Origin of the sequence: Denitrobaculum tricleocarpae (assembly GCF_007004665.1) — a bacterium.
Taxonomy (GTDB): Bacteria; Pseudomonadota; Alphaproteobacteria; order Kiloniellales; family Kiloniellaceae; genus Denitrobaculum; species Denitrobaculum tricleocarpae.
Map to the genome: position 1 here is coordinate 17,120 of NZ_ML660066.1, position 25,740 is coordinate 42,859.

The following is a 25,740-nucleotide window of genomic DNA, read 5'->3' on the forward strand; positions in this document are numbered from 1 at the left end:
ATTTTGTGTCATCGGAGTGCTGATAAGAGTGTGGCAATAAGTACTTGTATTCGGTCGCCGTGATTACGCTTTCATGCCTATTCTTCAAGAGCTTGGCAGAGAATTCTCATTCGCGCAGCCATGACGGCGGCGGTGCCGGCTGTTTGCGGGGCAGGTGTGTGCGTTTGTATCGCAATGAGCCTTCAACGCGAGGCGGTGGGAGACTGATTGGTTTGCGGGCAAGCTCGCGCCTCGCGTGCGTCGTTCTTTATCTCTTCAGATCGAAAAACATCCGGCGCTAACCCCTCGGCGCGATGAACTCGAGCCATTCGAGCTCGCTCAACACCGTCAAGCCGAGTTCTTCCGCCTTGCGCGCCTTTGATCCGGCGTCGGCGCCGACCACCACGAAGTCGGTTTTCTTCGAGACCGAGCCCGCCACTTTTGCGCCCAGAGACTCCGCTTTTGCCTTTGCTTCGCTTCGGCCCAGGGTTTCGAGCTTGCCCGTAAAAACGACCGTTTTGCCAGTGATAGGTGAATCGCTGGCCTCTTCGACCACAAAGTCTTCGACCGTCAGCTCCGACGCGAGATCGTCCAGCACTTCGCGATTGTGCTGTTCCGCGAAGAAACCCAGCAGGTCGTCCGCCATGGCCGGGCCGATACCGTCAATATTGATCAAATCCTCGAAAGCATCGCTCTCGCGGTCGTTGGCCAGATCCATGGCAGCGCGCAGTTTTTCAAGGCTGCCATAGGTCTTGGCGAGAAGGCGGGCTGTCGTTTGGCCGATCTGACGGATCCCCAGAGCGTAGATAAGCCGATCCAGTGAAATCTGCCGGCGGGCTTCGATTGCCGCGAAGAGGTTCTCGGCAGACTGCTTGCCCCAGCCGGGCTGGTTGCGCAAGGGGGTGAGGCTGTCAGCATCATTGGCCGCCAGACGAAAGATATCGCCGGGTTTCCTGATCTGTTCTTTTTCGAAGAAGAACTTCACCTGCTTGTCGCCTAACCCCTCGATATCGAAGGCGTTGCGGCTGACGAAGTGCTTGAGGCGTTCAACGGACTGTGCGGGGCAGATCAGGCCGCCTGTGCAGCGCCGTACCGCCTCTCCGGTTTCTCTTATGGCGACACTCCCGCATTCGGGACAATGCTCCGGCACCTGAAAAGGTTTGCTGTCCTTTGGCCGATGTTCGAGAAGGACCGAGACGACCTGGGGAATGACGTCGCCTGCGCGCTGGATTATGACGCGGTCGCCTTCGCGGATATCCTTGCGCGCAATTTCATCCTCATTATGAAGGGTTGCCCGGGAGACGACGACGCCGCCGACTGTGATGGGCTCAAGGTTCGCGACCGGGGTCAGGGCTCCCGTTCGCCCGACCTGGATCGTAATCTCCCGCAACAGGGTTTGCGCCTGTTCGGCGGGAAACTTGTGAGCGACGGCCCAGCGGGGGGCACGGCTGACAAAGCCCAGGCGCTGCTGCAGATCGAGACGGTCGACCTTATAGACCACACCGTCAATATCATGCGGCATCTCTGCCCGGGCCGCGCCGATTTCGCGGTAAAACGCGAGGACCTCTTCAACGCTCTCGCAGAGCCGGCCGGGTTCGTTGATCGTGAAACCCCAGGCCGTCATGTTTTCGCGCGCTTCGATCATGGTGGCGCCGAGCGGTTCGGAAACTTCACCCCAAGCGTAAGCGTAGAAGGTGAGGGGTCTGGACGCAGTGATCGAAGCATCCAGTTGGCGCAGCGAGCCGGCGGCCGCGTTTCGTGGATTGGCAAAAACCTTGCCGCCGCGCGCTTCCTGACGTTCGTTCAGTTGACGGAAATCATCCCGGCGCATGAAGACCTCGCCCCGGATTTCGAGCGTTTGTGGCCAACCGCTGCCCGAGAGAGCCCGGGGGACACCTGCGACGGTTTGCACATTCGCCGTGATATCTTCGCCCGTGGTTCCATCGCCGCGCGTGGCGGCTTGGACGAGCTTTCCGTTTTCGTAGCGCAGGGCGCAGGACAGGCCATCGATCTTCGGTTCCGCGAGGACAGCGATTTGCGTATCTTCTGCGAGCCCCAAGAACCGCCTGATGCGGGCAAGGAACTCTGTGATGTCTTCATCGGCAAAGGCGTTGCCGAGGGAGAGCATGGGGACAGCATGACGAACCTTTGAGAAACCGGCCGCGGGTTCAGCCCCGACCCGCACCGAGGGACTATCCTCGCGGACGAGGTCAGGGAACCGGGCTTCTATGGCGTCGTTGCGCCGCTTCAGCCCGTCGTAATCCGCATCGGAAATCTCCGGCGCATCTTGCTGATGATAGAGCTGGTCGTGATGTAAAATTTGAGCGGCGAGCCGGGCAAGCTCCTCGGCGGCCTGTGGTTCAGTGAGTTCATCAGGCCCCAGGGCCGCCCAGTTTTCCGTCTCGGACTTTTCGCCCATAGTCTTCCTTAAACTCCCATCAAGCGATCTGCTGCGGCTCGTGCTTCGTCGGTGACCTCCGCGCCCGACAGCATCCGCGCCAGTTCCTCGCGACGTTCTCCGTCGTTCAGGTCCAGCACCTGGGTTGCTGTTGTCTGCTTCTTTGCACCGCTGTTCAGCGTGGTTTTTCTGACCTGCAAATGGTAATCCGCCCGGGCTGCGACCTGAGGCGAATGGGTGACCACCAGGATCTGCCGTTCCCTGGCGAGGCGGGCCAGCCGTTCGCCGACCGCATGTGCCGTGGCGCCGCCGACACCGCTGTCCACTTCATCGAAGACAAGCGCTTCCACCGGGCTTGTTCCGGCCAGCACCACCTTTAATGCCAGAAGGAAGCGCGCAAGTTCGCCGCCGGAGGCTATTCTCGCTAGAGACCCAGGAGCCGCGCCCGGATTTGTGGCGACCTCAAAAGAAATCCGCTCCAGTCCTGACGGACCCCATTCACGCTCTTCAAGCGCTTCAATGCGCGTTTGAAAGCTGGCTTTGTCGAGCTTTAGAGGGGGCAGCTCCCCGGAAATCTCCTGATCCAGGGCCTTTGCCGCCTTACGACGGGCTTTGCTCAAGGCCTCCGCTTGCTTGACGAAGGCGCACCGCGCCGCCACGCAGTCCTGTTCGAGGCGTTCCAGAACTTCGCCACCGGAGTCAATCGTTGCCAGACGCGCTTCGAGCGATACCCGTAAGTCGGTCAGCTGTTCCACCTCGGTCCCGTGTTTGCGGGCCATATCGCGCAGCGCGAAGTAGCGCTCTTCGATCTCTGCCAGGCTCCCGCCTTCAACATCGACATCACTGGCGAGAGACTGAAGCTGACCAAGCGCATCCTCGGTCTCTGCCATTGCCCGGTCCAAGGCGGCAAGCGCAGGATCCAGTCGGTCTCCGGCGGCGCCTGAGACACGCTCGAGCCGCCGCCGCGCCCCAATCAGCGCGTCTTCGGCGCCGGACTGGCCGTTTCCGCCCGTCAGGTCGTTGGCTGCCGCGTTGACGGCTTCGAGCAATTGCTCGCGATTAAGCAAGAGTTTACGGCGCTCCGCCAAGACCTGTTCTTCGCCGGATCGGGGGTCCAGAACCGCCAATTCCTCGACGCTGTGGCGCAGGTAGCTCTCGTCGCTGCGCGCCTGAGCGAGGTCCTGTTCGGCGAGATTCCGGGCCTTCAAAGCGTCGCCCAGCGCATTCCAGAGACTGGCGACCTTGGCGACCAATGCGGGCTGATCTGAAAAGGCATCGAGGAGGGCTCTGTGTGTCGCGGCATCAAGTAGGCCGCGCTGTTCGAATTGTCCCTGGATTTCGATCAATCCATCGCCCAGCCGCCGCAGAAGCCCGATCGATACGGCCTGATCGTTGACGTAGGCGCGGCTGCGCCCGTCCGCAGCTATAATGCGCCGCAGCACCAGGCTGCCGGGTTCGGGTTCAATGTCGTGCTCGGCAAGGATCCGCGTGGCGGGGTGTTCATCGCCGACATCGAAAACGGCAGTCACCGAGGCCTGCTTGGCCCCGGCGCGCACCAGGCCGGAGGTGGAACGATTACCGACGGCCAGGCCCAGCGCGTCTAGGAGGATCGATTTTCCGGCACCGGTCTCGCCTGTCAGGGCGCAAAGGCCGTTTTGAAAGGTCAGATCCAGGCGGTCTATAAGGACGATGTCGCGTATCGACAGACTGACAAGCATCTCATCGGCCCTTTAGGGTCTGTATGGCTTGGCGGAGCCTTTTTAAATGACGGAATTCCAAACCCTGGAGATCCAGGAGCCTTCGCTTTCCACGGGTCGCAGATCCTCACCGGTCAGAAGGGCGTAGCTGTCGATATACCAGTCGCTTCCGGGGAAGTTGTATCCCAGTACCGAAGCGGTTGCCTGTGCTTCCGTCACGACGCCGATCGAGACGTAGCTCTCGACCAGTCTGTGGAGCGCCTCCGGCACGTGGGTAGTGGTCTGATAATCCTCGACGACCGTACGGAAACGGTTGATTGCGGCCAGGTACTCTCCGCGGTTCAGATAGTAGCGGCCGATCTCCATATGCTTGCCGGCCAGGTGATCGCGGGCAAGGTCGATCTTCAGTTCGGCATCCCGGGCATATTTGGTCTCGGGAAAGCGCCGGACCACCTCATCGAGAGCTTCGAGCGCCTGACGGGTGGTTTTTTGATCCCGCGCCACATCGGAAATCTGCTCATAGTAGCTGATCGCCTTAAGATAATAGGCGTAGGCGATGTCCTTGTTGCCCGGGTGGAGCTGAATGAACCGGTCAAGAGTATTGATGGCGTCGTCGTACTTATTGTCCTGATAAAAGGCGTATGCGGCCATCAACTGTGCTTTGGAGGCCCAGACCGAATAAGGGTGCTGGCGTTCCACCTCGTCGTAAAGCCGGGCCGCTTCCTCGAAGTTCGACTGCAGAAGCTCATCTGTCGCGCCGTTATAGAGCTCTTCGACGGGCTGTTCCAGGTAGGGTGCTTCATCATCGGAGCTACAACCCGCTGCAAGACCCAGGATGCCAAGCGCGGCGACCATACGGATCGTCATCCTACGCAGAGAGCCTGGTCCGTGCGAGGAAGTTCCCGTTGCTGAAAATTCGAAAAATGGCTGTTTCATGCGTCTCAGGGCTGTTGTTAAGGTCGTCAGGCGACAAGCCGGTGCGCCTCAGACGCGACTATAAGGCCAACAATCCGCGCCCTCAAGCAACGCTGTCGCCTTTTCAAAAGCTTCTGAAAAGTCTGAAGACGTCAGGAACGCCCATGGACCCGGCTGCGACGTCCAATCAAGCCCCTTCGGGGTCAGGCCTGAGCAGCGACGGCAGGCTGAAGCCTGACAGGCGCGGCAAGCGGCGGCGTCATCAGGTCGCCGTGGGTCATATCGACCCATTCCCAGGCGTTTTCCTGGGCAAAGAGGGTCTTAATCAGCCGCAGCGTGAGGGCATGACCAGCGCGGACGCCATGAAAATGTCCGATGATCGGGCCGCCGATCAGGTATAGATCTCCGATCGAATCCAGCACTTTATGGCGGACGAACTCGTCATCGTAGCGCAAACCGCCCTCGTTCATCACGGTATCGCCGGAGATAACAACTGCGTTATCAAGCGAGCCACCGCGGGCGAGGCCAAGTTCCAGCAGCTTGTCGAACTCCTGCAGGAAGCCAAAGGTCCGTGCCCGCGACACTTCCCGTTTAAAGGCGGTCTGCGACATTTCAACAAACCACTCCTGGCGGCCAACCGCGCGGCTGTCAAAGTCGATTTCGAAATTAATCGAAAAGCCTTTGCCCGGCGCCATGGAGGCGGAGCGGTGACTTTCAGCTGTTTCCACGTGTTTGAGGATGCGAAGGGCACGCCGCGGCGTATCCTGCTCAACCGTTCCCGCGCATTCGATCAGGAAGACGAAAGGTGCCGCGCTGCCGTCCATAACCGGGACTTCCGCGCCGTTCAGCTCGACGATGACGTTATCGATCTCGTAGCCCGCAAGAGCGGACATCAGATGTTCCGTCGTCGCAATCTTGAGACCGTCTTTGCCGACCAGCGTTGTGCACAGAGGCGTCTCAATCGCGTTTTCCCAGCTTGCCTTAACCTCGTTGTGCCCGCCTTGAATGTCGACGCGTCTGAAGACAACACCTGTATTGGCCGGGGCCGGCAGCAAAGTCATGTTGATCTTGGCCCCCGAATGAAGACCGACTCCCGAGCAATGAATCGAGTTCTTCAGAGTTTTCTGGAAGACAAACTCACCTGGGGTCCTGATATGATCCGTCATGATCTTCACTAACTATCCGCTTCCTGCGTTTGCCAAAGCATCGTGTTTGGCAAACAAATGTTCAAACTCACTCTCATCGGGCTACACGATCAGTATCGTATTGCCCGATAGACTTACGTCGTATTTGTGAATTCCCCCCGGAACGACGACCTTACTTAACAGTATTGCTTAACGTCACAGTATGTGCAGCCTTGCAACAACTCAAATCACTCTTTGTTGCAATATGTTACGGTTTGAAGTGCCCTGCTTGTTCTGCACTGCACAATCATGATTGCGGCCGGTGAACGGTGCGATCTCTGGTTGGTGGCTCGGAGGATTTCAGGGTTGTGCATCAATTCTCGTATTTGGTTTTTTCCGTCACTGATCCTACTCTAGCGCGCCGGAGCGATCGGTGATCCGAAAGCTGTCCCCCTAAAACAAATCACCACCGAAGGGCAAGTATGGCCCTCCGGTGGTGATTTTTGCGTGGGTTGACCTAAATCTCTTTAGATCAATGTATTAGAAGCAATTTCTCAATAACTCTAATACCCCGACCAGCGCCTTTGCCGCCGGAGCGACACGTCGGCAAACACGCATGATCCCTTAGTTTGCCTGACGCCGCAGGAATGCGGGGATGTCGAGCAGATCTTCGTCCGTCTGTCTGGTGCCGATCCGTTCTGCGGGATCGAGGCCGGAAAGCCGGGGTTGCTGGTCCGTTTGTGCCGTAGCCGGCGCCGCCGGCGTTGCTGCGGGAGACGATGGCAGGCTCTGCTGTGGCTGAGGCATTGGCGGCATTGGGGTTGGCTGCGGTGAAGAGGCCATGGGAGACTCCGTCATCGCGGGCCGTGACACGGGCGAACTCGTCGGTGAGAGGGGTTTGCCCGCGTTCAAGGCTCTTGCCGCTCCGGTCATCTTGGCAAAGAGCCCACGCGGACGCTTTGGCGTGGCCGGAGCCGCGGCTTCCGCGGATACCTCAGCAGATGGTTCGATCGTTTGGCGGGTAGGAGCCTGGGGTTCCGGGCTCACTGGAACCGGCTGTTCCATTTGAGGCGCCGGCGCGTCTTCAGCGGTGACCGGAGCAGGTGCCATGAAGCTGTCGGTAACAGGCTGAGCGATGCTTTCCTGCTCAATCGGCTCCGGCATCTCGAAAGGATCTGCAGAGGTCTGCTCCGGCTCGTCGAAAAGCTGGCTCTCAAGCTCAGGCTCGTAGTCCGCAACCTGAGCCGTTGCGGCAGCCGAAGCGTAAGGTGCGCTGGAAACGGCCGGCATGGCCGCGACAGGGGCGGATGCGATCGAGACGGCTGCTGCAGGGGCAGGGGTCGCAGCCGTATCCGTCTTTACGGTCTCGGCGCGGGCCGAAACCAGGCTGATCGGTGCCGGGCGCGGTGCGGCGGCTTCATCGATGTCGATACCGGTTGCGACAACTGACACCCGCATTTTTCCGTCAAGCGTGGGCTCGAAGGTCGAACCGAAGATGATGTTGGCGTCAGGATCGACTTCGTCGCGGATCCGGTTGGCGGCCTCGTCGACTTCGAAGAGGGTGAGGTCCGGTCCGCCGGTGATGTTGATCAGAACACCACGGGCGCCTTTCATCGAGACTTCGTCCAGCAGGGGATTGGAGATCGCCGCTTCCGCCGCGTCGATAGCCCGGGTTTCGCCCTCGGCTTCGCCGGTGCCCATCATGGCCTTGCCCATCTCGGTCATAACCGCGCGAATGTCGGCAAAGTCCAGATTGATAAGGCCGGGCATGACCATCAGATCGGTCACGCCGCTGACGCCCGATTTCAACACGTCGTCGGCCATCTTGAAGGCGTCCGCGAAGGTCGTCTTTTCGTTGGCGATCCGGAAGAGATTCTGGTTGGGAATGATGATCAGCGTGTCGACATACTGGGTCATGTCGGCGATCCCGGCTTCCGCGAGACGCATGCGGTGCACGCCCTCGAAGTGGAAGGGTTTGGTGACCACGCCCACGGTCAGAATACCGGACTCCCGTGCCGCGCGGGCAATGACCGGGGCAGCACCTGTACCGGTGCCGCCGCCCATGCCGGCGGTGATGAAGACCATGTTCGAGCCTTCCAGGTGGCCAAGGATTTCATCCATGGCTTCCTCGGCGGCAGCCCGCCCGATGTCAGGGCGCGATCCGGCGCCGAGACCCTGGGTGATGTTCCGGCCCAACTGGATGCAACGCTCGCAGTTGGATCCGTTGATGGCCTGAGCGTCGGTGTTCGCAATCAGGAACTCGACACCTTCCAGGTTGGATTGAATCATATTGTTGACGGCGTTGCCGCCGGCTCCCCCGACACCGATCACGGTGATGCGGGGGGAAAGGTCGGATTTCAAGGTCGGTACATTCAAATTCAGCGTCATTATCGCCTCCACTTACCCACGCAATTGTTAGAGTCTGCTCGTATTTACTTTTGCCGCTCTGGCAGTCGCTCGTTGTTCCGATACGGCCGGAACCGCCGTTGTTACCACTTCGCTCTCGTTAAAAATGTTCGCGAAACCAATGGCCTACGCGGCCGACAAGGTTTCCGGGTTCTTTGATCTGCTGCGGAACATCGCGAGGCACCGCAATGTCCGAGGCAATGGCGTACAGCAGGAGTCCGGCACAGGTCGCATAGGCGGCACCTGCCGTGGCTTCGGCCAGACCGGTGACGCGCAGCGGCCGTCCGATCCGCACCTGCTTGTCGAGAATGAGTCCGGCCAGGTCGCCTATGCCGGAGAGTTGGCTGCCGCCACCGGTCAGGACCACGCGGCGCCCGGCGATTTTGTCGAAGCCGCTCGCCTCCAGGCGGGACCGCACCAGTTCGAAGGTCTCTTCCAGACGGGGCTGGATGATGCCCACCAACAGGGATCGCGGAACCTGCTGGGTTGCGTTTTGCTCGTCTTCGCCGACCTGCGGAACATCGATGATCTCGCGGTCGTCCGCAGCGGCGGCAAGGGCATGTCCATACAGGGTCTTCATGCGCTCGGCATGGACCAGCGGTGTGGAGAGGCCGCGCGCGATGTCATTGGTCACGTGCATGCCGCCAATCGGCGCGACATCCGTATAGATCACGTTGCCCTCGAAGAAGACGGCGATGGTCGTCGTGCCGCCACCCAGGTCGATGACGGTAACGCCCAGGTTCATCTCGTCCTCGACCAGTGCGGAGAGGCCCGCGGCGTAGGGCGAAACCACGAAACCCGAGATGTCGAGATGGCAACGGCGAATACAGGTCGCCAGATTGCGCACCGCGCCCGCGGCGGCCGTGATGATGTGCATATGAACGCCGAGCTGCTCGCCGTGCATGCCGCGCGGATCACGAATACCGCGGCTGCCATCGATGCTGTAAGCGGTCGGGATGGAATGGATCAACTGACGTCCGGGTTCGGAATCCCCGTTGCTGGTCTGCAGTTCCTGACCGTATTCCAAAGCGCGGCGGAGATCGGCGTCACCAACTTCATGACCGTTGATTGACACTTCAACACCGACGGAACTGGACGCGGGGTACCCGCCCGAAAGATTGACGACAACCCGGTCGATGGTCTCGCCGGCCATCTGCTCGGCGGCGTGGACGGCGTTGAGGATGGAGGTTTCAAGCTCCTCCATATCCACAACCGCCCCGGCCTTGATGCCGCGGCTTTCCTGATGACCGATGCCAACGATGCGCGGCTGCTGGTTGCCTTCGACCTTGGCGATAAAGCAGCAGACCTTGCTGCTGCCGACATCGAGCGCGGCAACCAAACCGTTGTGAATTTTATCCAGTCGCTTATTCATCGTTCATCAATCAAGTGCTGAGCCTGGAGCAGTGGCTCGATGTTTCGTATCGCGCAGGAACGAGGCTTTACCTTCGGACATCAGGTCTCTTCTCCCTTTGCGCTGCGCTTGGACTTCGGTTTTGTCTTTGAGTTGGTGCGGACCACCAGGCGATCGGGCAGACGGAGATCGATCACGACCACGTCGCGCTCGAGAACCCCTTGTTCCCGTTCAATCCGGGCGAGCTGCGCCCAGGCGCCGGCCGCGTCGGTTTCGGGCAGCTGCACATCGATCCCGCCCTGGAGTTTCAGATTCCAGCGCCGTCCGCTCACCCGCACGGCCGCCGTTACCAATTCGTGCAGGCGCGGTTCGCTGCTGACCACATCCAGCAATGCGGCGGTGTGTTCAGGGGCATCGGCACCGACGACCAACGGCAAACCGGTGAAGCCTTCCGGCTGCACGTTGGGGATCAGGTCGCCGCTTTGATCGATCACGGTGATGTTGCCGTTGTGTTGCCACAATGCCAAAGGTTGACGCTCGACGATCCGGACATAGACGTCGCGCGGGTAGCGCCGTTCGACGGCGGCGGTCTTGACCCATGGCAGAGCTTCGAGCTTGATCTTCGCGGCCTCAGGATCGAATGCCAGGATCGGGAAGCCGCGCTGCACGCCCAGGGTCTCAAGAATCCGCTCCGCTTGCGTCCTGTTCCGGCCTTCGACCAGTACGTCGTCGACACCAAGACCGGCATCGACAGAGAGCGCGTAGAAGCCTTGTGCCGCGGCGTCTGCCTGCCGGGTGAACCAGCCGTCGATCGAGAGCCAGGATACCCCGCCAATGAAAGCGGTTGCTGCGAACAGCATTCCGCCAATGCGCGCGCGCCGCCAGGTGAGCAACTTACGCTGCGGGCGCCGTGCCGGGCGGCGGCCCGGCTTGGCTTTCTTACGGGGCTGCGTTTTGGCTTTGAGGCTCATACGGCTTCTCCGGCGGTCTCGTTAAACGCAGACTCCACAATCCAGGCGCATAACTCGGGAAAGGACATGCCTTTGTAAGCAGCTTGCTCAGGCACGAGGCTCAGGGCGGTCATGCCCGGTTGGGTGTTGAGTTCCAGAAAATAGAGCGTTCCCGGCTCGCCGCCGGTGTCGTCGTAGCGGAAGTCCGAGCGGCTGACGCCACGGCAACCGAGGATCTCGTGCACCTTGGCGGCTGCGTCCAGCGCTTCGTTATAAATCTGCTCTGGAATTGGAGCCGGAACGATGTGCTCGGTTTTGCCCTCGGTGTATTTGGCTTCATAGGTGTAGAAGCCGACCTTCGGGCGCAGTTCCGTGACTGCGACGGCCCTGCCGTCCATGACACTGACGGTCAGTTCCCGGCCTGCGATGTATTCCTCGACGAGCCAGAGGTCATCGGCCTTTCCGGGATTCTCGGGCAGCACCGGACCGTTGTCGCCTTCTTCGACGATCTGGACCCCGACGCTGGAGCCTTCATCGAGAGGTTTTGCCACATAGGGGCGTGGCAGGACGTCCTCGCCCGCCAGCCGTTTGAGCGGAACCACGATGCCATGCGGCACGGTGATGCCGGCCTCGGCGGCCAGGGTCTTGGTACGGTCCTTGTTCATGGCCAAAGCCGAGGCCAGCACGCCCGAGTGGGTGTAGCGAAGCTCGAGCATGTCCATCAGGCCCTGGATGCAGCCATCCTCGCCCCAGCGTCCATGCAGCGCGTTGAAGACGACATCCGGCTTTGGATCAAGCGCTGCGATCAAGGCCGACATGTCACGTGTCACGTCAACTTCTTTGACGTCGTAACCGGCGTCGCGCAAAGCTTCGACGCAGGCTCGGCCGCTGGTCAGCGAGACCTCGCGTTCGGCTGAAAAACCACCCATGAGCACGGTGACCTTCTTGGTCATGCTGTCCCTCCTGATTGAAGCGGCACGCCGATCCGGCGGATTTCCCATTCCAGGGTGATGCCGCTGGTCTCGAGGACCTTCGCGCGCACCGTCTCGCCGAGCGTTTCGATATCCTCTGCCGTGGCCGACCCCGTATTGATCAGGAAGTTGCAGTGCAACTCCGAAACCATGGCGCCGCCCTGTTTCAATCCGCGGCATCCGGCGCGATCGATCAACTGCCAGGCCTTTTCGCCCGGAGGATTCTTAAAGGTGCTGCCACCGGTCCGGTTTCTGATCGGCTGGCTTTCGGAGCGGGAGATCTGGATCTCGCTCATGCGGGTGGCGATCACGGTCGGGTCGTCCGTGTGCCCGCTCAGGCGCGCGCCAAGGAAGATCCATTCTGCAGGAACTGAGGATTTCCGGTACGCAAACCCCATATCGGCGGGCAACAGGCGATGGACTAAACCCTTCTGGTCGACCGCCTCGGCCCAGACCAGAACGTCTTTGATCTCGCGGCCGTAGGCGCCTGCGTTCATGCGCAGCGCGCCGCCAATGGTTCCGGGAATGCCGCAGAGAAATTCAATGCCGCCGATGCTTTCGAGCTTCGCGGCAGTTGCGACGTTCAGATCCAGCGCCGCAGCACCGCAGAGCATGTCCTGTTCATCGCGGGAGATGTCGGCGAAGCCGCGGCCAAGGCGCAGCACCACACCGGGAATGCCGCCGTCCCGTACCAGCAGATTTGAGCCGACGCCAAACACCGTGACCGGCACGTCCTCGGGTTTGTCGCGCAAAAAGGCAATCAAGTCGTCCCGGTCCGCGGGGCGGAACATGACTTCAGCCGGTCCGCCGACGCGGAACCAGGTCACACCGTTCAGGGGCGCATTGACACTGTAGCGCCCGCGCACCTCAGGCAGGCGGTCGATAAGCGGCGTATCGGGGGTCTGTGCTGTGGCCATCATCCCGCTGCGCCTCCCTGATCTGAGAGTGCGTCCAGGGCTTTCGGGAGCGCGTGCGCCCAGGCGGTGATGTTGCCGGCGCCGAGACATACGACAAGGTCGCCCGGCTTCGCAATGTCACGGATCATTTCAGCAAGTGCGTCAGAGCTCGGCAAGGCTGAGACGTGGCGGTGTCCGCGATCACGCAAACCTTCCACGAGATCGTCCCGGCTCGCGCCCTCAATCGGTTGCTCCCCGGCTTCGTAGACATCGGCGACAATCACATGGTCGGCATCGTTGAAGCAGCTGCAGAAGTCTTCGAAAAGATCGCGCAGGCGGGTGTAGCGATGGGGTTGAACGACGGCGATCACCTGCGCGTCCGTTGCCTGGCGCGCGGCTTTCAGAACCGCCGAGATTTCGACCGGATGGTGGCCGTAGTCATCGATAATGGTCACGCCGCCTGAGACACCGGTCTTGGTGAAACGCCGTTTAACGCCGCCGAAGCTTGCAAGGGCCTCTCGGATCGCTTCGTCCGACATGCCCATCTCTTCGGCGACGGCAATCGCGGCCAGGGCGTTCAGAACATTGTGCTCTCCCACCATGGGCAACTTGCAGGCGCTGATGGTGCGGCTTTCCTCACCGCTGCGGCTGGTGATGATGACATCGAACCGGGTCTCGACTCCGGCAACGCTGAGCTCGGTCGCGCGGACATCTGCCTGCGGAGAGGTGCCGTAAGTCACCAAACGGCGATCCTGGATACGGCCGATCAGGGACTGCACCACCGGATGGTCGATGCAGACAACGGCGAAGCCGTAGAAAGGAATGTTCTTCACGAAGGTTTCGAAGGCTTCGTGAAGGGCTTCGACCGAACCATAGAAATCCAGATGTTCCGGGTCGATGTTGGTCACCACAGCGATCGTGGACGGCAGTTTGGTGAAGGTGCCGTCGCTCTCGTCGGCTTCCACCACCATCCAATCACCCGCGCCCAGACGTGCGTTGGTACCGTAGGCGTTGATGATGCCGCCGTTAATCACGGTGGGATCGAAGTCACCACCGTCGAGCAGGGCGGCGACAAGGGACGTGGTGGTGGTTTTGCCGTGGGTGCCGCCGACGGCAACCGACCACTTCAGACGCATCAACTCACCGAGCATCTCGGCGCGCCGGACGATGGGCACGAACTTCTCGCGTGCGGCGGCGATTTCCGGATTCTCCAGCTTGATGGCGGAGGAGACCACCACGACCTTGGCATTCTCGACGTTTTCCGCCCGATGCCCGATCTTGATGTCGATGCCCATGTCGCGCAGGCGCTGGACGTTCGCGCTTTCCGCGATATCGCTGCCCTGAACCTGATAGCCCAGATTATGAAGAATCTCGGCGATGCCGCTCATGCCGATGCCGCCGATGCCGACGAAGTGAACGATGCCGATGTCGAGAGGCAGGACCTTCATGCCGTGGCCTCCCTATTGGTGTTTTTGTTTTCAGCCGCGCGTTGCTCCGACTCCGCGGTGCTGGTGTCGCCGTTCAGGCTCTTGCCGGCCGTGCCCTGGAAGGTGCCGCAGACGACATCCGCCAGGCGGCCCGCCGCATTGTTCTCAGCGCAAGAGGCCGCGCCTTGAGAGGCTTGTTTGAGAAGGGCAGGCGTAGACAGCAGGCAACGCAGGCGTTGCGCCAGACTCTCGGCGGTCAAGGTGCCCTGCGGCATCAGCCAGCCGCCGCCGGCGCTGGTCAAAGCCTGGGCATTGGCGGTCTGATGATTGTCGATCGCGTAAGGGTAGGGCACCAGGATTGCAGGCCTGCCGGCAGCGGCCAGTTCACAAACCGTCGAGGCGCCGGAGCGGCAGATGATCAGGTGCGCTGATTTCAGCCTTTCCGGCATGTCGCTGAAGAAGGCGGCCAGCTCGTGCTTCACGCCGCTGTCGTCGTACTCTTGCGTGACTCTCTCGATCTCGCCGCCGGGAACCTGCTGCATCACCGCCAGACGTGCGCGCAGGCTTTCTGGTAGAAGCGCGACTGCGCCGGGGACCAATTCATTGAAGACCTTAGCGCCCTGGCTGCCGCCGATGACCAGCAGCCGGAAAACATCCGAGCCTTCCGGCGACTCGTAGGTCTCGGCGCCGACCGCGGCAATTGCCGCGCGGACCGGGTTTCCGGTACGCACGACCTTGTTCAGGTCGCTTTTCGAGATTGCATCCACTTTTTCGAAGGATGTCGCGATTGCGTTGGCGCGCCGTGCCAAGAGACGGTTCGCCCGCCCCAACACGGCATTCTGTTCGTGCAGGATGACCGGCTGACCCAGGTGCGCGGCTGCCAGGACCGTGGGAACGGAGGGATAACCACCGAACCCGACCACTGCATCAGGCCGTTGCGCTTTCAGGATCTTGCGCGCCTGCAGATAGCCGATGCCGAGTTGAATGACGCCTTTTACTTTCCGCAAGACTCCGCCGCCTGCGATACCTGCCGCAGCAATGCGTAGTGTTTTGACATTGGGCAGTTTGTTGCCGAAGCCGCCGCCGCGTTGATCTGTCACCAGAAGCACTTCGATGTCGCGGGCAAGAAGCTCCTGCGCCAGGGCTTCGGCGGGGAATAGGTGTCCGCCTGTGCCGCCGGCGGCAAGGATGACGCGGCGCGGGTTCTGCAACGTCATATCGCTTCCCCCATGCCAACCCGCCGCCGCGTCAGGGCAAGAACCATGCCCATCCCCATCGCCAGAGCGAGCAGGGAGGACCCGCCGTAGCTGATGAAGGGCAAGGTCATGCCTTTGGTGGGAATCAGGTGCAACGCGGAACCCATGTTGATCAGGGCCTGCAGGCCGAACTGCGCCAGCAGGCCGCTGCAGGCCAGCATGACGAAGAGGCTGCTTTCGCGCAGCATGTGCGTGAAGCCGCGCAGGACAACGAAGGCAAAGAGGCTGACGATCACCAGACAGGCGATAAGCCCCATTTCCTCGCCCGCGACGGCAAAGATGAAGTCTGAATGGGCATCGGGCAGATGCGCTTTTACGGTACCCTCGCCGGGACCTCGTCCGAAGAAGCCCCCATTCATGAAGGCTTCCATGGAGCGGTTGATCTGGTAGCGGTCGCCGGCGGATGGATCCATGAAGCCGTCGATGCGCGCCGCGACGTGAGGCAGGCTGAAGTATGCGCCGATCAGGGCAGCGATGCCGAGCGCGCCTAACAGGCCCACCCAGAGGATGGGCAGGCCTGCCAGGAAGAGCTGGATGCCGCCAATGGCTGTGATCAAAACGGTCTGGCCGAGATCGGGTTGAAGGAGCAGAAGCGAGACGATGACCAGCCAGATACCAACGGCAATCGGCAGTCCGGGCACACTCGGATCGTTCTTGGCCATTGCCAGGAACCACGCAATGGTGACCGCGAAGAAAGGCTTCACGAACTCGGATGGCTGCAATGAGAAGCCGGCGATGTTGAGCCAGCGTGACGCGCCTTTGATTTCCGTGCCGACCAGCAGGGTCAGCAGCAACAGCACCAGGGTGCAGAGCAATCCGATCACTGCGCAGCGGCGCACGCCGCGCGGGGAAAGCAGCGAGGCCCCGACGACGATCATCAGGGCAAAAGGCAGAAGAGCCAGTTGACGCTGGGCAAGCTGGAAGGACTCGATGCCGATCCGATCCGCAGCAGCGGGCGAAGCCGCCAGCATCAATACGCCGCCAAGCGCCATCAGAATGACCAGCGCGATCAGGGTCCAGCGATCGACCGTCCACCACCAACGTCCGAGGACAGATGTATCCGTGCGGGCGAAACTACTCATGCGGCATCGCCTCCGACCGATTGACCAGCGGCACCGTCGTCGTTGGCAGGCTGCGATCCATGAAGTTCTGCCACTGCAGCCTTAAAGGCCGTGCCACGCGCTTCGAAACTCGGGAACTGGTCGAAAGACGCACAGGCCGGGGAAAGCAGAACGACCGGGGAAGAGCCTTGCTGTGTATGAGCGGCTTTGGCCGCTGCGGCTGCAGCGCTCACCGCCTTCGCCAGGGTGCCGCAACGTTTCACGGGGAAACGTCCTTCAAGCACCGAGGCGAAGGCGGTTTCGGCTTCGCCAATCAGGAAGACTTCCGCGATGCGCGGGTAGAAACTCTCGAGACCGTCAAGGCCACCTTCCTTGGCGCGGCCGCCTGCGATCCAGTAAATCAGGTCATAGCAGGCAAGCGCGCGGGCGGCGGCGTCCGCGTTGGTGGCTTTGGAGTCGTTGACATAGCGCACGCCGTCGATCTCAGCCACCATCTCCTGCCGGTGCTCGAGGCCGCCGAAGGTCTTGAGGCCTTCGACGATCTGCACGCGGCTTACACCCAGCGTGACGGCCACGGCATAAGCGGCTGCCGCATTCTGTGCATTGTGCTCGCCTGGCAGGTTCGGAAGGTCACGAAGGTCAAGAACCTGCTCTTCGTCGCCTTGGCTGTTGTCGATCAGAATGCCACCAGCGACGTACACACCGTCCTTGACGGCGGAACTGCCGGAAATGGGAACGATGTTTTGCTCATTCGCTTCGGACAGGTCCTCGAAGATCTTGCGACAGGTATCGTCGTCTGTGCCGACGATTGCCGTGCAAGGCCGTGCCTGGCGATGAAATATCAGTTTCTTCGCTGCGACATAACCGTCGAAGCCACCATGCCGATCCAGATGATCGGGGCTGATATTCATGAGGACGGCGATGTCGAAGGTGATCGAACGGGTGATCTCAAGCTGATAGGACGACATTTCCAGAACGTAAATTCCGTCCTGGGTCAAGGCCTCCAATTCGAGCGCTGGAACACCCAGGTTGCCGCCGACCGCGACCGGGCGGCCCGCCTGCTTCAGGATATGCCCGATCAGGGTGGTCGTGGTCGATTTGCCGTTCGTGCCGGTGATGCCGACAAAGCGAACGCCCCGTTGCGCGCGGGCCAGAAGTTCGATGTCGCTGATGATTTCACAGCCGCTGTGACGCGCAAGCTCGACCACCTCATGGGGCGCCGGGAAGCTGTGGGGTATGCCGGGGGAGAGGATCAGGCTGACCGGCTGACTCCAGTCGCAGTCATGCAGATCGACAATCGGCAGGCCCTCGGAAGCGGCACGCTGCCGGCTGTCCTTGTTGTCGTCCCAGGCCCAGACCTCGGCTCCGGCGGAGCTCAACGCGCGCGCAGCCGAAAGTCCGGACTTACCGAGACCCAGCACCGCCACCGTCAAACCACCAAAGAAACCGAGATCGATCTGCGCCATTATCTCACCTCAGCTTCAGGGTCGCGAGACCCACGATTGCGAGGATCATGGCAATGATCCAGAAACGGATGACGATGGTCGGTTCCGCCCAGCCCTTCTTTTCAAAGTGATGGTGCAGGGGTGCCATGCGGAACACCCGCTTGCCGGTCAGTTTGAAGGAGGCAACCTGCACGATCACCGACACGGTCTCCAGAACGAAGAGACCGCCAATGATCGCCAGCACCAGTTCGTGCTTGGTCACGACCGCAATGCTGCCGAGCGCGCCACCCATGCTCAAAGAACCGGTGTCGCCCATAAAGACCATGGCGGGCGGGGCGTTGAACCAGAGGAACCCGAGACTGGCACCCACCAGAGCAGCACAGAAGACCGCGAGTTCGCCGCTGCCGGGAACGAAATGCAGTTGAAGGTATTCCGCGAAGACGGAGTTTCCGACCAGATAGGCAATCAGTGCGAAACAGACGGCTGCGATCATCACGGGAACGATCGCCAGGCCGTCCAATCCGTCGGTCAGGTTCACGGCGTTGGACGAACCCACCATGACCAGGATCGCAAACGGCAAAAAGAACCAGGTGAGATTGATCAGAAGGCTCTTGAAGAAGGGCACCGCAAGATGGGTCGCCATAGTATCGGGGCTGAGCTGCATCACCCAGAAGGTCGCGGCGGCACCGATAATGATCTGCGCGATCAGCTTGACTCGGCCGGGGAGGCCTTTTGTGTTGCGCTGGGTGAGCTTGAGGTAATCGTCGACGAAGCCGATCATGCCGAAACCGCCGGTGACAAGCAGCACGGACCAGACGTAACCATTGGTCAAATCAGCCCAGAGCAGGGTTGAGACCGTGATCGCGATCAGGATCAGAAAGCCGCCCATGGTCGGCGTGCCCTTTTTGGTCAGCAGATGACCTTCAGGACCGTCTTCACGGATGGGCTGGCCTTCGCCCTGTTTGGATTTCAGCCAGGAGATGATTCTCGGGCCTAGGATGAAGCTGATCACCAGGGCCGTGATCACCGCACCGCCGCTGCGGAACGTGAGATATCGAAAGAGATTAAAGACAAAGAAATCGTCGGACAGCGGGACGAGGAAATTAAAGAGCATCCTGGCCTCCCGTGCTTCCGGCTCCGCTGTCTGAACGGGAAGCACCCAATGCCTTCAATGCTTCGATCACAACCGCCATGCGACTGCCCAAAGAACCCTTTACCAGAACGACATCTCCTTTTGCCGCCGCATCCGATACCAGCGGAGCCACAGCGCTTGAGTCTTCGGCATGAACAGCCTGCATTTTGGTTGGCAGATTTTTATGAAGTGACTGCATGTGGCGGCCACAGGTAAAGACAAGATCGACCTTTGCCTCCACGAGCGGCTGAACGAGATCGCTGTGAAGCTTGCCGGCCGTCTTTCCCAGTTCGAGCATATCGCCCAGAACCGCGATGCGGCGGCCACCCTTCTCCGGCGCGCTCTGTGCGAGGAGCGAAATGGCGGCGCGCACAGATGCCGGATTGGCGTTGTAAGCGTCGTCGATCAGCAGGAACTTACCCTTAGGGCCGTCGATGCGGTGGCGCTCGCCGCGTCCGGCCAGCGCCGAAAGGTCGCTGAGCGCGGCTGCGGCCCGCTTTACATCCGCCCCGGCGGCATGGACAGCGGTCAAAACCGCGAGCGTGTTCATCGCCCAGTGCTCGCCGGGCTGGCCCACGTGATAGCTCAACTCCTGCCCGCCGATGAGCGCCGTGACATCGCTGCCGTGCTCTCCGGCCGAGAACTTGATCAGGCGGCTATCCGCTTTTGCGTCCCGGCCGAAACTCACGATCGTTTTGACGCCTGTCTCTTTGGCACGCTTGACCAGATGATCGTAGAGGGCATTGTCGATGTTCAGGATGGCGGTGCCGTCAGGTTTCAAAGATTCAAAGATCTCTGCCTTCGCATCGGCGATGGCTTCGAGGGATTCAAAGAACTCAAGGTGCGCGGCGGCAATCGTCGTGATGATGGCCACATCCGGCTTGACCAACCGCACCAGCTCCCGGATTTCGCCGGGGTGGTTCATGCCCAGCTCGAAGACCCCGTAGACGGTGTCGCGGGGCATGCGCGCCAGCGAGAGGGGAACACCCCAGTGGTTGTTGAGACTCTTTGCGCTCGCGAAGGTCGCCGCTTGCGGCCCCAGACAGCTGCGCAGCGCTTCCTTCGTGCCGGTCTTTCCAACACTGCCGGTGACCGCGATGAACTTTGCGGAGCTGCGGTCATGGGCCGCGGCACCGAGACGCCACAGCGCGCCGAGAGTATCGTCCACCAGAGACAGAGGGGCATCATCGTCGAGGTTCTCGGGACGCCGATGCACCAGAGCGCCGGCGGCGCCTTTGGCCAAAGCGTCAGCAACAAAGTCGTGACCGTCGAAGACCGGTCCCTGCAGGGCGATGAAGAGTTCGCCTGGCGCGATGGTGCGGGTGTTGATGGAAAGACCGCTGGCCTGCCAATCGCGGGTGTTGGTGCCGCCGGTCGCCGAAGCAACTTCGTTCGAGGTCCAGAGTGGCTGAGTGTTCATCGAACCCCGCTCCCCTCCGGCTTGGGCGCGGCCGCCGCCGCGATCGCTTCGCGGGCGACATCCCGGTCATCGAAGGGATGAACCTCATCGCCGATTTTCTGGCCGCTCTCGTGCCCTTTGCCGGCGACCACCAGAAGATCGCCCTCGGTCATGTCCCGGATCGCGCTGAAGATCGCTTCGCGTCGGTCGCCGATCTCGCGCCCATTAGGGGCTGCAGCCATCATCGCCGCGCGAATGCGGGCAGGATCTTCGCTGCGCGGATTGTCGTCCGTGATGATTGCGACATCCGCCAGGCGGTTCGAGACCTCGCCCATCATCGGGCGTTTCCCCGGATCGCGGTCACCACCACAGCCAACCACAACCCAGAGCCGCGCATCGCAGTGCGGACGCAGGGCGGTCAGGACGGTCTCAAGCGCATCAGGTGTGTGGGCGTAATCGACATAAACCGTGCCGCCCGCCGGGCTGTTGCCGACATATTCGACGCGGCCTGGAACGCCCGAGAGGGCCGGGACCGCTGAGATCGCGTCTTCAGGCTTAACGCCGCCGGAGATCACAAGTCCGAGGGCCGCCAGCAGATTCCAGGCTTGGAAAGACCCGGCGACCGGGAAAGTGACTTGATGCGCTTTGCCATAAATCTCGATTGTGAGCCGCTGGCCAGCGGCGGTAGGTGTGCGTTCGATCAGCTTGATGTCCTGTCCTTCACTCCCGAACGAAAGGATGCGGAGATCGCGCCGCTCGCAGATCGCCGCAAGCTTCGCGAACTCTGGAATGTCGGCATTCAGAACCGCTGTGCCGCCTCGTACCAGGAGGCTGTCGAAAAGCCGGCATTTGGCCGCGAAGTACTGCGCCATGTCGCCGTGATAGTCGAGGTGATCCCGGGAGAGGTTCGTAAAGGCGGCTGCGGTGACGGCGACACCATCCAGACGGGACTGGTCCAAACCGTGACTCGATGCTTCCATGGCCAGGTGGTCGAAGCCGTCGCGCGCCAGTTCCGCCAGGCAACGCTGCAGCTCGACTGGGTCGGGTGTGGTCAGAGCCGCCGGCGCATTCGGCCGTTCCGGCTCGACACCCAGGGTCCCGAGACTGGCGGCCTCGTATCCCAGTTGCTGCCAGATCTGGCGCGTGAAAGTGGCGACTGAAGTTTTGCCGTTCGTTCCCGTAACGGCCGCGATCACATGGGGCTGAGACCCATAAAACCGCGCCGCCATGATGGCAATCGCACGGCGCGGGTTGTCATCCGTAACCAGACTGACGCTGCCGGCGTCGTCTTTCAATTCCGTACCGCTTGCCGCGAGGACCGCAACCGCACCCTGTTTCACGGCCTGACCGATAAACTCACGACCGTCCACCTGAAAGCCAGGCAGGGCACCGAAGAGGTACCCTGGTTTAACCTGCCGGCTATCGATTGCCAGACCTGTGATTTCGACGTCGGGTCCCACCAGGGGCGGTGCGACCGAGTGCGGGTCTTGCTGCGGCCAATCTCTGGTCAGTTCACTGAGACGCAAGGCTGTGCCCTCCCGACCGTGCCGTTACGTCAACCAGGAACTGTTCGATGCGGTCGTCGGCGATGTGGTCTTCGATCGGTTCGATCGAAACCAGGGGACCCATACGCTCGACCAAACGTTTGATGACCGGTGCTGCAACCCACCCGCCTGTTGCGAAGCCATGGGTCCGCTTGATGCCTTTCGGTTCATCGATCATGGCGAAGACGACGTAGCGTGGATTTGTGATAGGGAAGGCGCCGAGGAACGACGACATCCGTGCGTTCTTGACGTAACGGCCATCCCGGATCTTTTCGGCGGTCCCGGATTTGCCGCCAACCATGAAGCCCTCGGCGTTCGCTTTGCGGCCCGTGCCATGCAAGACCACCAATCGCATGAGCCGGCGAATTTGCTGAGATGTACGCTCGCTGATGACGCGGGTCGCGGGAACCGTCTCGTCGTCGGAACGCTTTACCAGACTTGCCTGTTTCAGCTCGCCGCCGTTCACCAGCGCGCCGGCCGCGCGCACCAGCTGCAGAGGGCTCACGGCGATGCCATGGCCAAAGGAGATTGTCATGGTGTTCACGTCTCGCCATCTGTTGGGCAGGCGAGGGTGACCGATCTCCGAAATGTCGAATTTGGCAGGGCGGGTGAGGCCAAGGTTCGAGAGAAAGGCCTTCTGCTTGGAAGTTCCTGCTTCCATGGCCATGTGCACGGTGCCGATGTTGCTCGAATAGATCAGGATTTCCGGGATCGAGAGCCAGCGGTTCTTGGGTTTGTAGTCCCTGATCGTAAAGCGGCCGACCCGGATCGGGTCGCTTGTGTCATAGCCGTCGCTTATCCTGATGATGCCTTCATCCAACGCCATCGCTGCGGTGAAGAGCTTGAAGACCGAACCCATTTCGTAAACGCCGAGCGTCGCCCGGTTAAAGCGCGCGTCGTCGACGGCGCTGCCGGCTTCGTTGGGGTTGTAGCTCGGCAGCGACACCATCGAGACGACTTCGCCGTTCTGCACGTCGTAGACCATGCCGGCAGCGCCGATCGCGCTGAACTCCGCCATGGCGGCCGAGAGTTCTTCGGCCATGATGTGCTGAATTCGGACATCCAGGCTGAGCCGCAGCGGGTCGTCCGTGCCGTTCAGCATGTCGTCGAAAGACTGCTCGACGCCCGCCAAACCCTCGTTGTCGATCGAGGTAAAACCGACTGCATGCGCGGTCAGTGCGCCGTGCGGATAGAAGCGCCTTTGTTCGCGGCGGAAGTTCAGGCCCGGGATGCCAAGGCTGTTGATCTGTGACTGCTGACGCGGTGTCAGATGCCGCTGAAGCCAGACGAACTGCTTCCCGGACTTTAGTTTCGCGAGCAACTCCGCCCGCGACTTGCCCGGCAGAATTTTCTGCAGCTCGCGCGCGGCAAACTCGGCGTCGGGTACGAGACGCGCATCGGCGAAAAGCGAAGCGGTCGGAAGGCTGGTGGCGAGAATGACGCCGTTGCGATCGACAATATCGCCACGCACCGCGGTGCCGGGCAGGTTTTTCGCCGTCTGGCTGGATGCTGTACGCGTATTGCCCTGCAGCAGAGTGAGATCGACAAGCCGAACGCCGATCGCGAAGAACGCCACGGAGATGACCAATCCAGTCGCGATCAGACGGGTTTTGCCAACCTCCAACGCCTGCTTCACGGTTCCATCCAGAACCGTGTAGGCGGAGTGATCGATGTGCCGGTCCAACCCGCAGGGATTGCAGGCTGCGCCCGTTTGTTCGGTATCGGATGCGGCGCGTGTCTTGCCGCGGCCGTCGAGGCGGTCCGAGGGGTTGACGTGGATTGTCATTGTGAAGCCCCCGTCCGCATCAGAGGCACAGTGCGTTTACCGTTGCCATTGCTGTCGCTGTTACCGGCCTTCTTCGGGGGCTCAGGTGCATTGCGCAGAATTTCTTCGATAATGTCTTCCAGACCTTCACTGTCCTGACTGTCGCTCACCTGAGATTCGCGAACCGGCAGGTCGTCCAGATGCACAACCTGTTCGGCAAGAAGTGGCGCAAAATCCAGATGACGTTCGGACAGATCCGCCAGATGCGAGGGCTGGTTCAGGAAGCTCCATTCCGCCTCGAGCACCCGGATCGCTTCGCTGTCCTGCTGCATTTCGGCGCGGGCGATCCCCAGCTCGGTCTCAAGTTCCTGAACCTTGTACTTGATATGAAAGGCGAACCAGATCGACAGAGCGCAGGCTGCCAGCCAGGCACAGAGGGCTAGCTTGTTCATGCTCATGCGGCTTCCTCCACCCAGGGGGCCGCTGAAGTGCGCCGTGCGGCGCGCAGCCGGGCCGAACGGGAGCGGGGGTTCACGGCAGTTTCGTCGTCCGCCGGACCCTTTGCGCCCTTGAACAGCAATTCAAAGGTCGCTGCCGGGGAGCGATCGTCGTTGTTGGCGGGCAGGTGCCGCGAACCGCGTGGTGCAGCGCCGCAGCGTTCGATCAGGAACCGCTTAACGGCGCGATCCTCCAATGAGTGGAACGAGACCACCACGAGGCGTCCGCCAGGGGCCAGCAAGCGCTCTGCAGCGCGCAAGCCGCGATGCAGTTCGCCCAGTTCGTCATTGACGTAAATCCGCAGGCCCTGGAAGGTGCGGGTTGCCGGGTCGATGTTGTCGTCGCGCTTCTTTCCGCCCGCGGGGCGAACCACTTTACGAACGATGTCAGCCAATTGGCCGGTCCGCTCGATGCGGTTCTCGCGCCGTGCGTTGACAATCGCGCGGGCAACCTGACGGGCCCGGCGTTCTTCGCCGAAGTGGAAGATAATGTCCGCGAGCTCGCCTTCGGACAGGCTGTTGATCACGTCGGCAGCACTCGGGCGCTCGCTGTCTGCCGAACCCTCCATACGCATGTCCAGTTCGGCGTCGTAGCGGAATGAAAACCCGCGTTCCGCCTGGTCGAGCTGCATGGAGGAAACGCCGAGATCCAGGACCACGCCATCGACTTTATCGATGCCTTCCCGTTGCAAGAGACTGTCCATATCTCCGAAGCAGCCTTCGACAATCAAAAGCTTGCCGTTGAAGCGCGCGACCATTTCCTGGCCGGCCCTGATCGCCGTGACATCCCGGTCGATTGCAACGACACGGCAATCCGCGCTCTCCAGAATCGCACTGCTGTAACCACCGGCGCCGAAGGTGCCGTCGGTATAGGTTTCCCCGTCGCGGGGGGCGAGTGCGGCCAGCACCTCGCGCAGCATGACAGAGATGTGCGGGGCGTCTTGCTTGGCTGCGAATGTCTTTGAACGTGGCTCCGTCACTTTGCGGCGCCTCCGCTATCTCCCATGGGAACGGTTAGGTTCTGCTGCCGCGCCCGCTCACGGGCCTGGGCTTTTTGCTCTTCAAGAGCGGCCGGCTGCCAGATCTGAAACTGCCGACCTTTGCCGACAAAGGCGGCGCGTTCGGTGATGCCGGCATGCTCGATCAAGGGCGCGGGCAGAATGATCCGGCCTTCGCTGTCAAAAGGCAGCTGCAGCGAATCAGCGAAGATCATGGTCGCCAGATCGTCTTGGGTTTCCGAGAAAAAATCGTAACTCGAAACCTGGTCGTTTAATTTTTCAATGAAATCCATGCCGCAGGCTTCGATGGCGTCCGCGCGGTATGAGCGAAAGGCCACGATGCCGTTATAGGACTGGGACGCGAGCGCCTGGCGGAACGTCGCAGGAACGGAAACACGCCCCTTGCGATCCACCTTGTTCTCGAAGGTGCCAATGAACACCACGACCCGTTACTCCTGCGGCGATTGCCGCTCCATTCACAAACCCAGCTCCGGACATCCGGACCCCATTTTTGGACGCACGAAGTGCC

At 61.2% G+C, this 25,740-nt stretch carries 20 protein-coding genes; all 20 read right to left on the reverse strand.

Annotation, left to right across the window (positions count from 1 at the left end; all coding sequences use genetic code 11):
* Positions 1–277: 277 nt before the first annotated feature.
* The 20 genes from ligA to mraZ all read right to left on the reverse strand — a co-directional run bounded on the left by ligA (position 278) and on the right by mraZ (position 25,654).
* On the reverse strand, positions 278–2,398 hold the full coding sequence (gene ligA / locus FKG95_RS27260; protein WP_142899629.1) for an NAD-dependent DNA ligase LigA: 2,121 nt from the start codon (positions 2,396–2,398) through the stop codon (positions 278–280).
* Positions 2,399–2,406: 8 nt separating this feature from the next.
* Positions 2,407–4,095, reverse strand: coding sequence for a DNA repair protein RecN (gene recN, locus FKG95_RS27265; protein ID WP_142899630.1), 1,689 nt, complete (start codon positions 4,093–4,095; stop codon positions 2,407–2,409).
* A gap of 42 nt (positions 4,096–4,137) precedes the next feature.
* A complete protein-coding gene (locus FKG95_RS27270) occupies positions 4,138–4,941 on the reverse strand; it encodes an outer membrane protein assembly factor BamD (RefSeq protein ID WP_142899631.1) in 804 nt (267 codons plus the stop codon).
* Between the two features lie 251 nt (positions 4,942–5,192).
* On the reverse strand, positions 5,193–6,155 hold the full coding sequence (lpxC, locus tag FKG95_RS27275) for a UDP-3-O-acyl-N-acetylglucosamine deacetylase (protein WP_142899632.1): 963 nt from the start codon (positions 6,153–6,155) through the stop codon (positions 5,193–5,195).
* A gap of 582 nt (positions 6,156–6,737) precedes the next feature.
* On the reverse strand, positions 6,738–8,501 hold the full coding sequence (gene ftsZ / locus FKG95_RS27280; RefSeq protein ID WP_142899633.1) for a cell division protein FtsZ: 1,764 nt from the start codon (positions 8,499–8,501) through the stop codon (positions 6,738–6,740).
* Between the two features lie 118 nt (positions 8,502–8,619).
* Entirely contained in the window at positions 8,620–9,891 is a 1,272-nt protein-coding gene (gene ftsA / locus FKG95_RS27285; protein ID WP_142899634.1) for a cell division protein FtsA, read from the reverse strand.
* 80 nt (positions 9,892–9,971) lie between these two features.
* Entirely contained in the window at positions 9,972–10,841 is an 870-nt protein-coding gene (locus FKG95_RS27290; protein ID WP_142899635.1) for a cell division protein FtsQ/DivIB, read from the reverse strand.
* Entirely contained in the window at positions 10,838–11,773 is a 936-nt protein-coding gene (locus tag FKG95_RS27295) for a D-alanine--D-alanine ligase (protein ID WP_142899636.1), read from the reverse strand. Before FKG95_RS27295 ends, FKG95_RS27290 begins: the two co-directional genes overlap by 4 nt.
* Entirely contained in the window at positions 11,770–12,708 is a 939-nt protein-coding gene (murB, locus tag FKG95_RS27300) for a UDP-N-acetylmuramate dehydrogenase (RefSeq protein ID WP_218940392.1), read from the reverse strand. The genes FKG95_RS27295 and murB overlap by 4 nt, the downstream gene beginning before the upstream one ends.
* A complete protein-coding gene (gene murC, locus FKG95_RS27305; protein WP_142899638.1) occupies positions 12,708–14,135 on the reverse strand; it encodes a UDP-N-acetylmuramate--L-alanine ligase in 1,428 nt (475 codons plus the stop codon). The genes murB and murC overlap by 1 nt, the downstream gene beginning before the upstream one ends.
* Positions 14,132–15,331, reverse strand: a complete 1,200-nt coding sequence (gene murG, locus FKG95_RS27310) for an undecaprenyldiphospho-muramoylpentapeptide beta-N-acetylglucosaminyltransferase (RefSeq protein ID WP_142899639.1) — start codon at positions 15,329–15,331, stop codon at positions 14,132–14,134. Before murG ends, murC begins: the two co-directional genes overlap by 4 nt.
* On the reverse strand, positions 15,328–16,452 hold the full coding sequence (gene ftsW / locus FKG95_RS27315) for a putative lipid II flippase FtsW (protein WP_142899640.1): 1,125 nt from the start codon (positions 16,450–16,452) through the stop codon (positions 15,328–15,330). The genes murG and ftsW overlap by 4 nt, the downstream gene beginning before the upstream one ends.
* Positions 16,449–17,897: a UDP-N-acetylmuramoyl-L-alanine--D-glutamate ligase gene (murD, locus tag FKG95_RS27320; RefSeq protein WP_142899641.1), complete on the reverse strand. Its 1,449-nt coding sequence runs from the start codon at positions 17,895–17,897 to the stop codon at positions 16,449–16,451. Before murD ends, ftsW begins: the two co-directional genes overlap by 4 nt.
* 4 nt (positions 17,898–17,901) lie before the next feature.
* Complete coding sequence (mraY, locus tag FKG95_RS27325; protein WP_142899642.1) at positions 17,902–18,990, reverse strand: phospho-N-acetylmuramoyl-pentapeptide-transferase; 1,089 nt, start codon at positions 18,988–18,990, stop codon at positions 17,902–17,904.
* Positions 18,980–20,428, reverse strand: a complete 1,449-nt coding sequence (locus tag FKG95_RS27330) for a UDP-N-acetylmuramoylalanyl-D-glutamyl-2,6-diaminopimelate--D-alanyl-D-alanine ligase (protein ID WP_142899643.1) — start codon at positions 20,426–20,428, stop codon at positions 18,980–18,982. Before FKG95_RS27330 ends, mraY begins: the two co-directional genes overlap by 11 nt.
* Positions 20,425–21,933, reverse strand: coding sequence for a UDP-N-acetylmuramoyl-L-alanyl-D-glutamate--2,6-diaminopimelate ligase (locus tag FKG95_RS27335; protein WP_246116921.1), 1,509 nt, complete (start codon positions 21,931–21,933; stop codon positions 20,425–20,427). The genes FKG95_RS27330 and FKG95_RS27335 overlap by 4 nt, the downstream gene beginning before the upstream one ends.
* Entirely contained in the window at positions 21,920–23,737 is a 1,818-nt protein-coding gene (locus FKG95_RS27340; protein WP_142899644.1) for a peptidoglycan D,D-transpeptidase FtsI family protein, read from the reverse strand. Before FKG95_RS27340 ends, FKG95_RS27335 begins: the two co-directional genes overlap by 14 nt.
* Complete coding sequence (gene ftsL / locus FKG95_RS27345) at positions 23,734–24,168, reverse strand: cell division protein FtsL (RefSeq protein ID WP_142899645.1); 435 nt, start codon at positions 24,166–24,168, stop codon at positions 23,734–23,736. The genes FKG95_RS27340 and ftsL overlap by 4 nt, the downstream gene beginning before the upstream one ends.
* Positions 24,169–24,170: 2 nt before the next feature.
* On the reverse strand, positions 24,171–25,193 hold the full coding sequence (rsmH, locus tag FKG95_RS27350) for a 16S rRNA (cytosine(1402)-N(4))-methyltransferase RsmH (RefSeq protein ID WP_281281510.1): 1,023 nt from the start codon (positions 25,191–25,193) through the stop codon (positions 24,171–24,173).
* Positions 25,190–25,654 (reverse strand): division/cell wall cluster transcriptional repressor MraZ, encoded by a 465-nt coding sequence (gene mraZ / locus FKG95_RS27355; RefSeq protein ID WP_246116922.1) that lies wholly within the window; start codon positions 25,652–25,654, stop codon positions 25,190–25,192. The genes rsmH and mraZ overlap by 4 nt, the downstream gene beginning before the upstream one ends.
* Positions 25,655–25,740 lie beyond the last annotated feature (86 nt).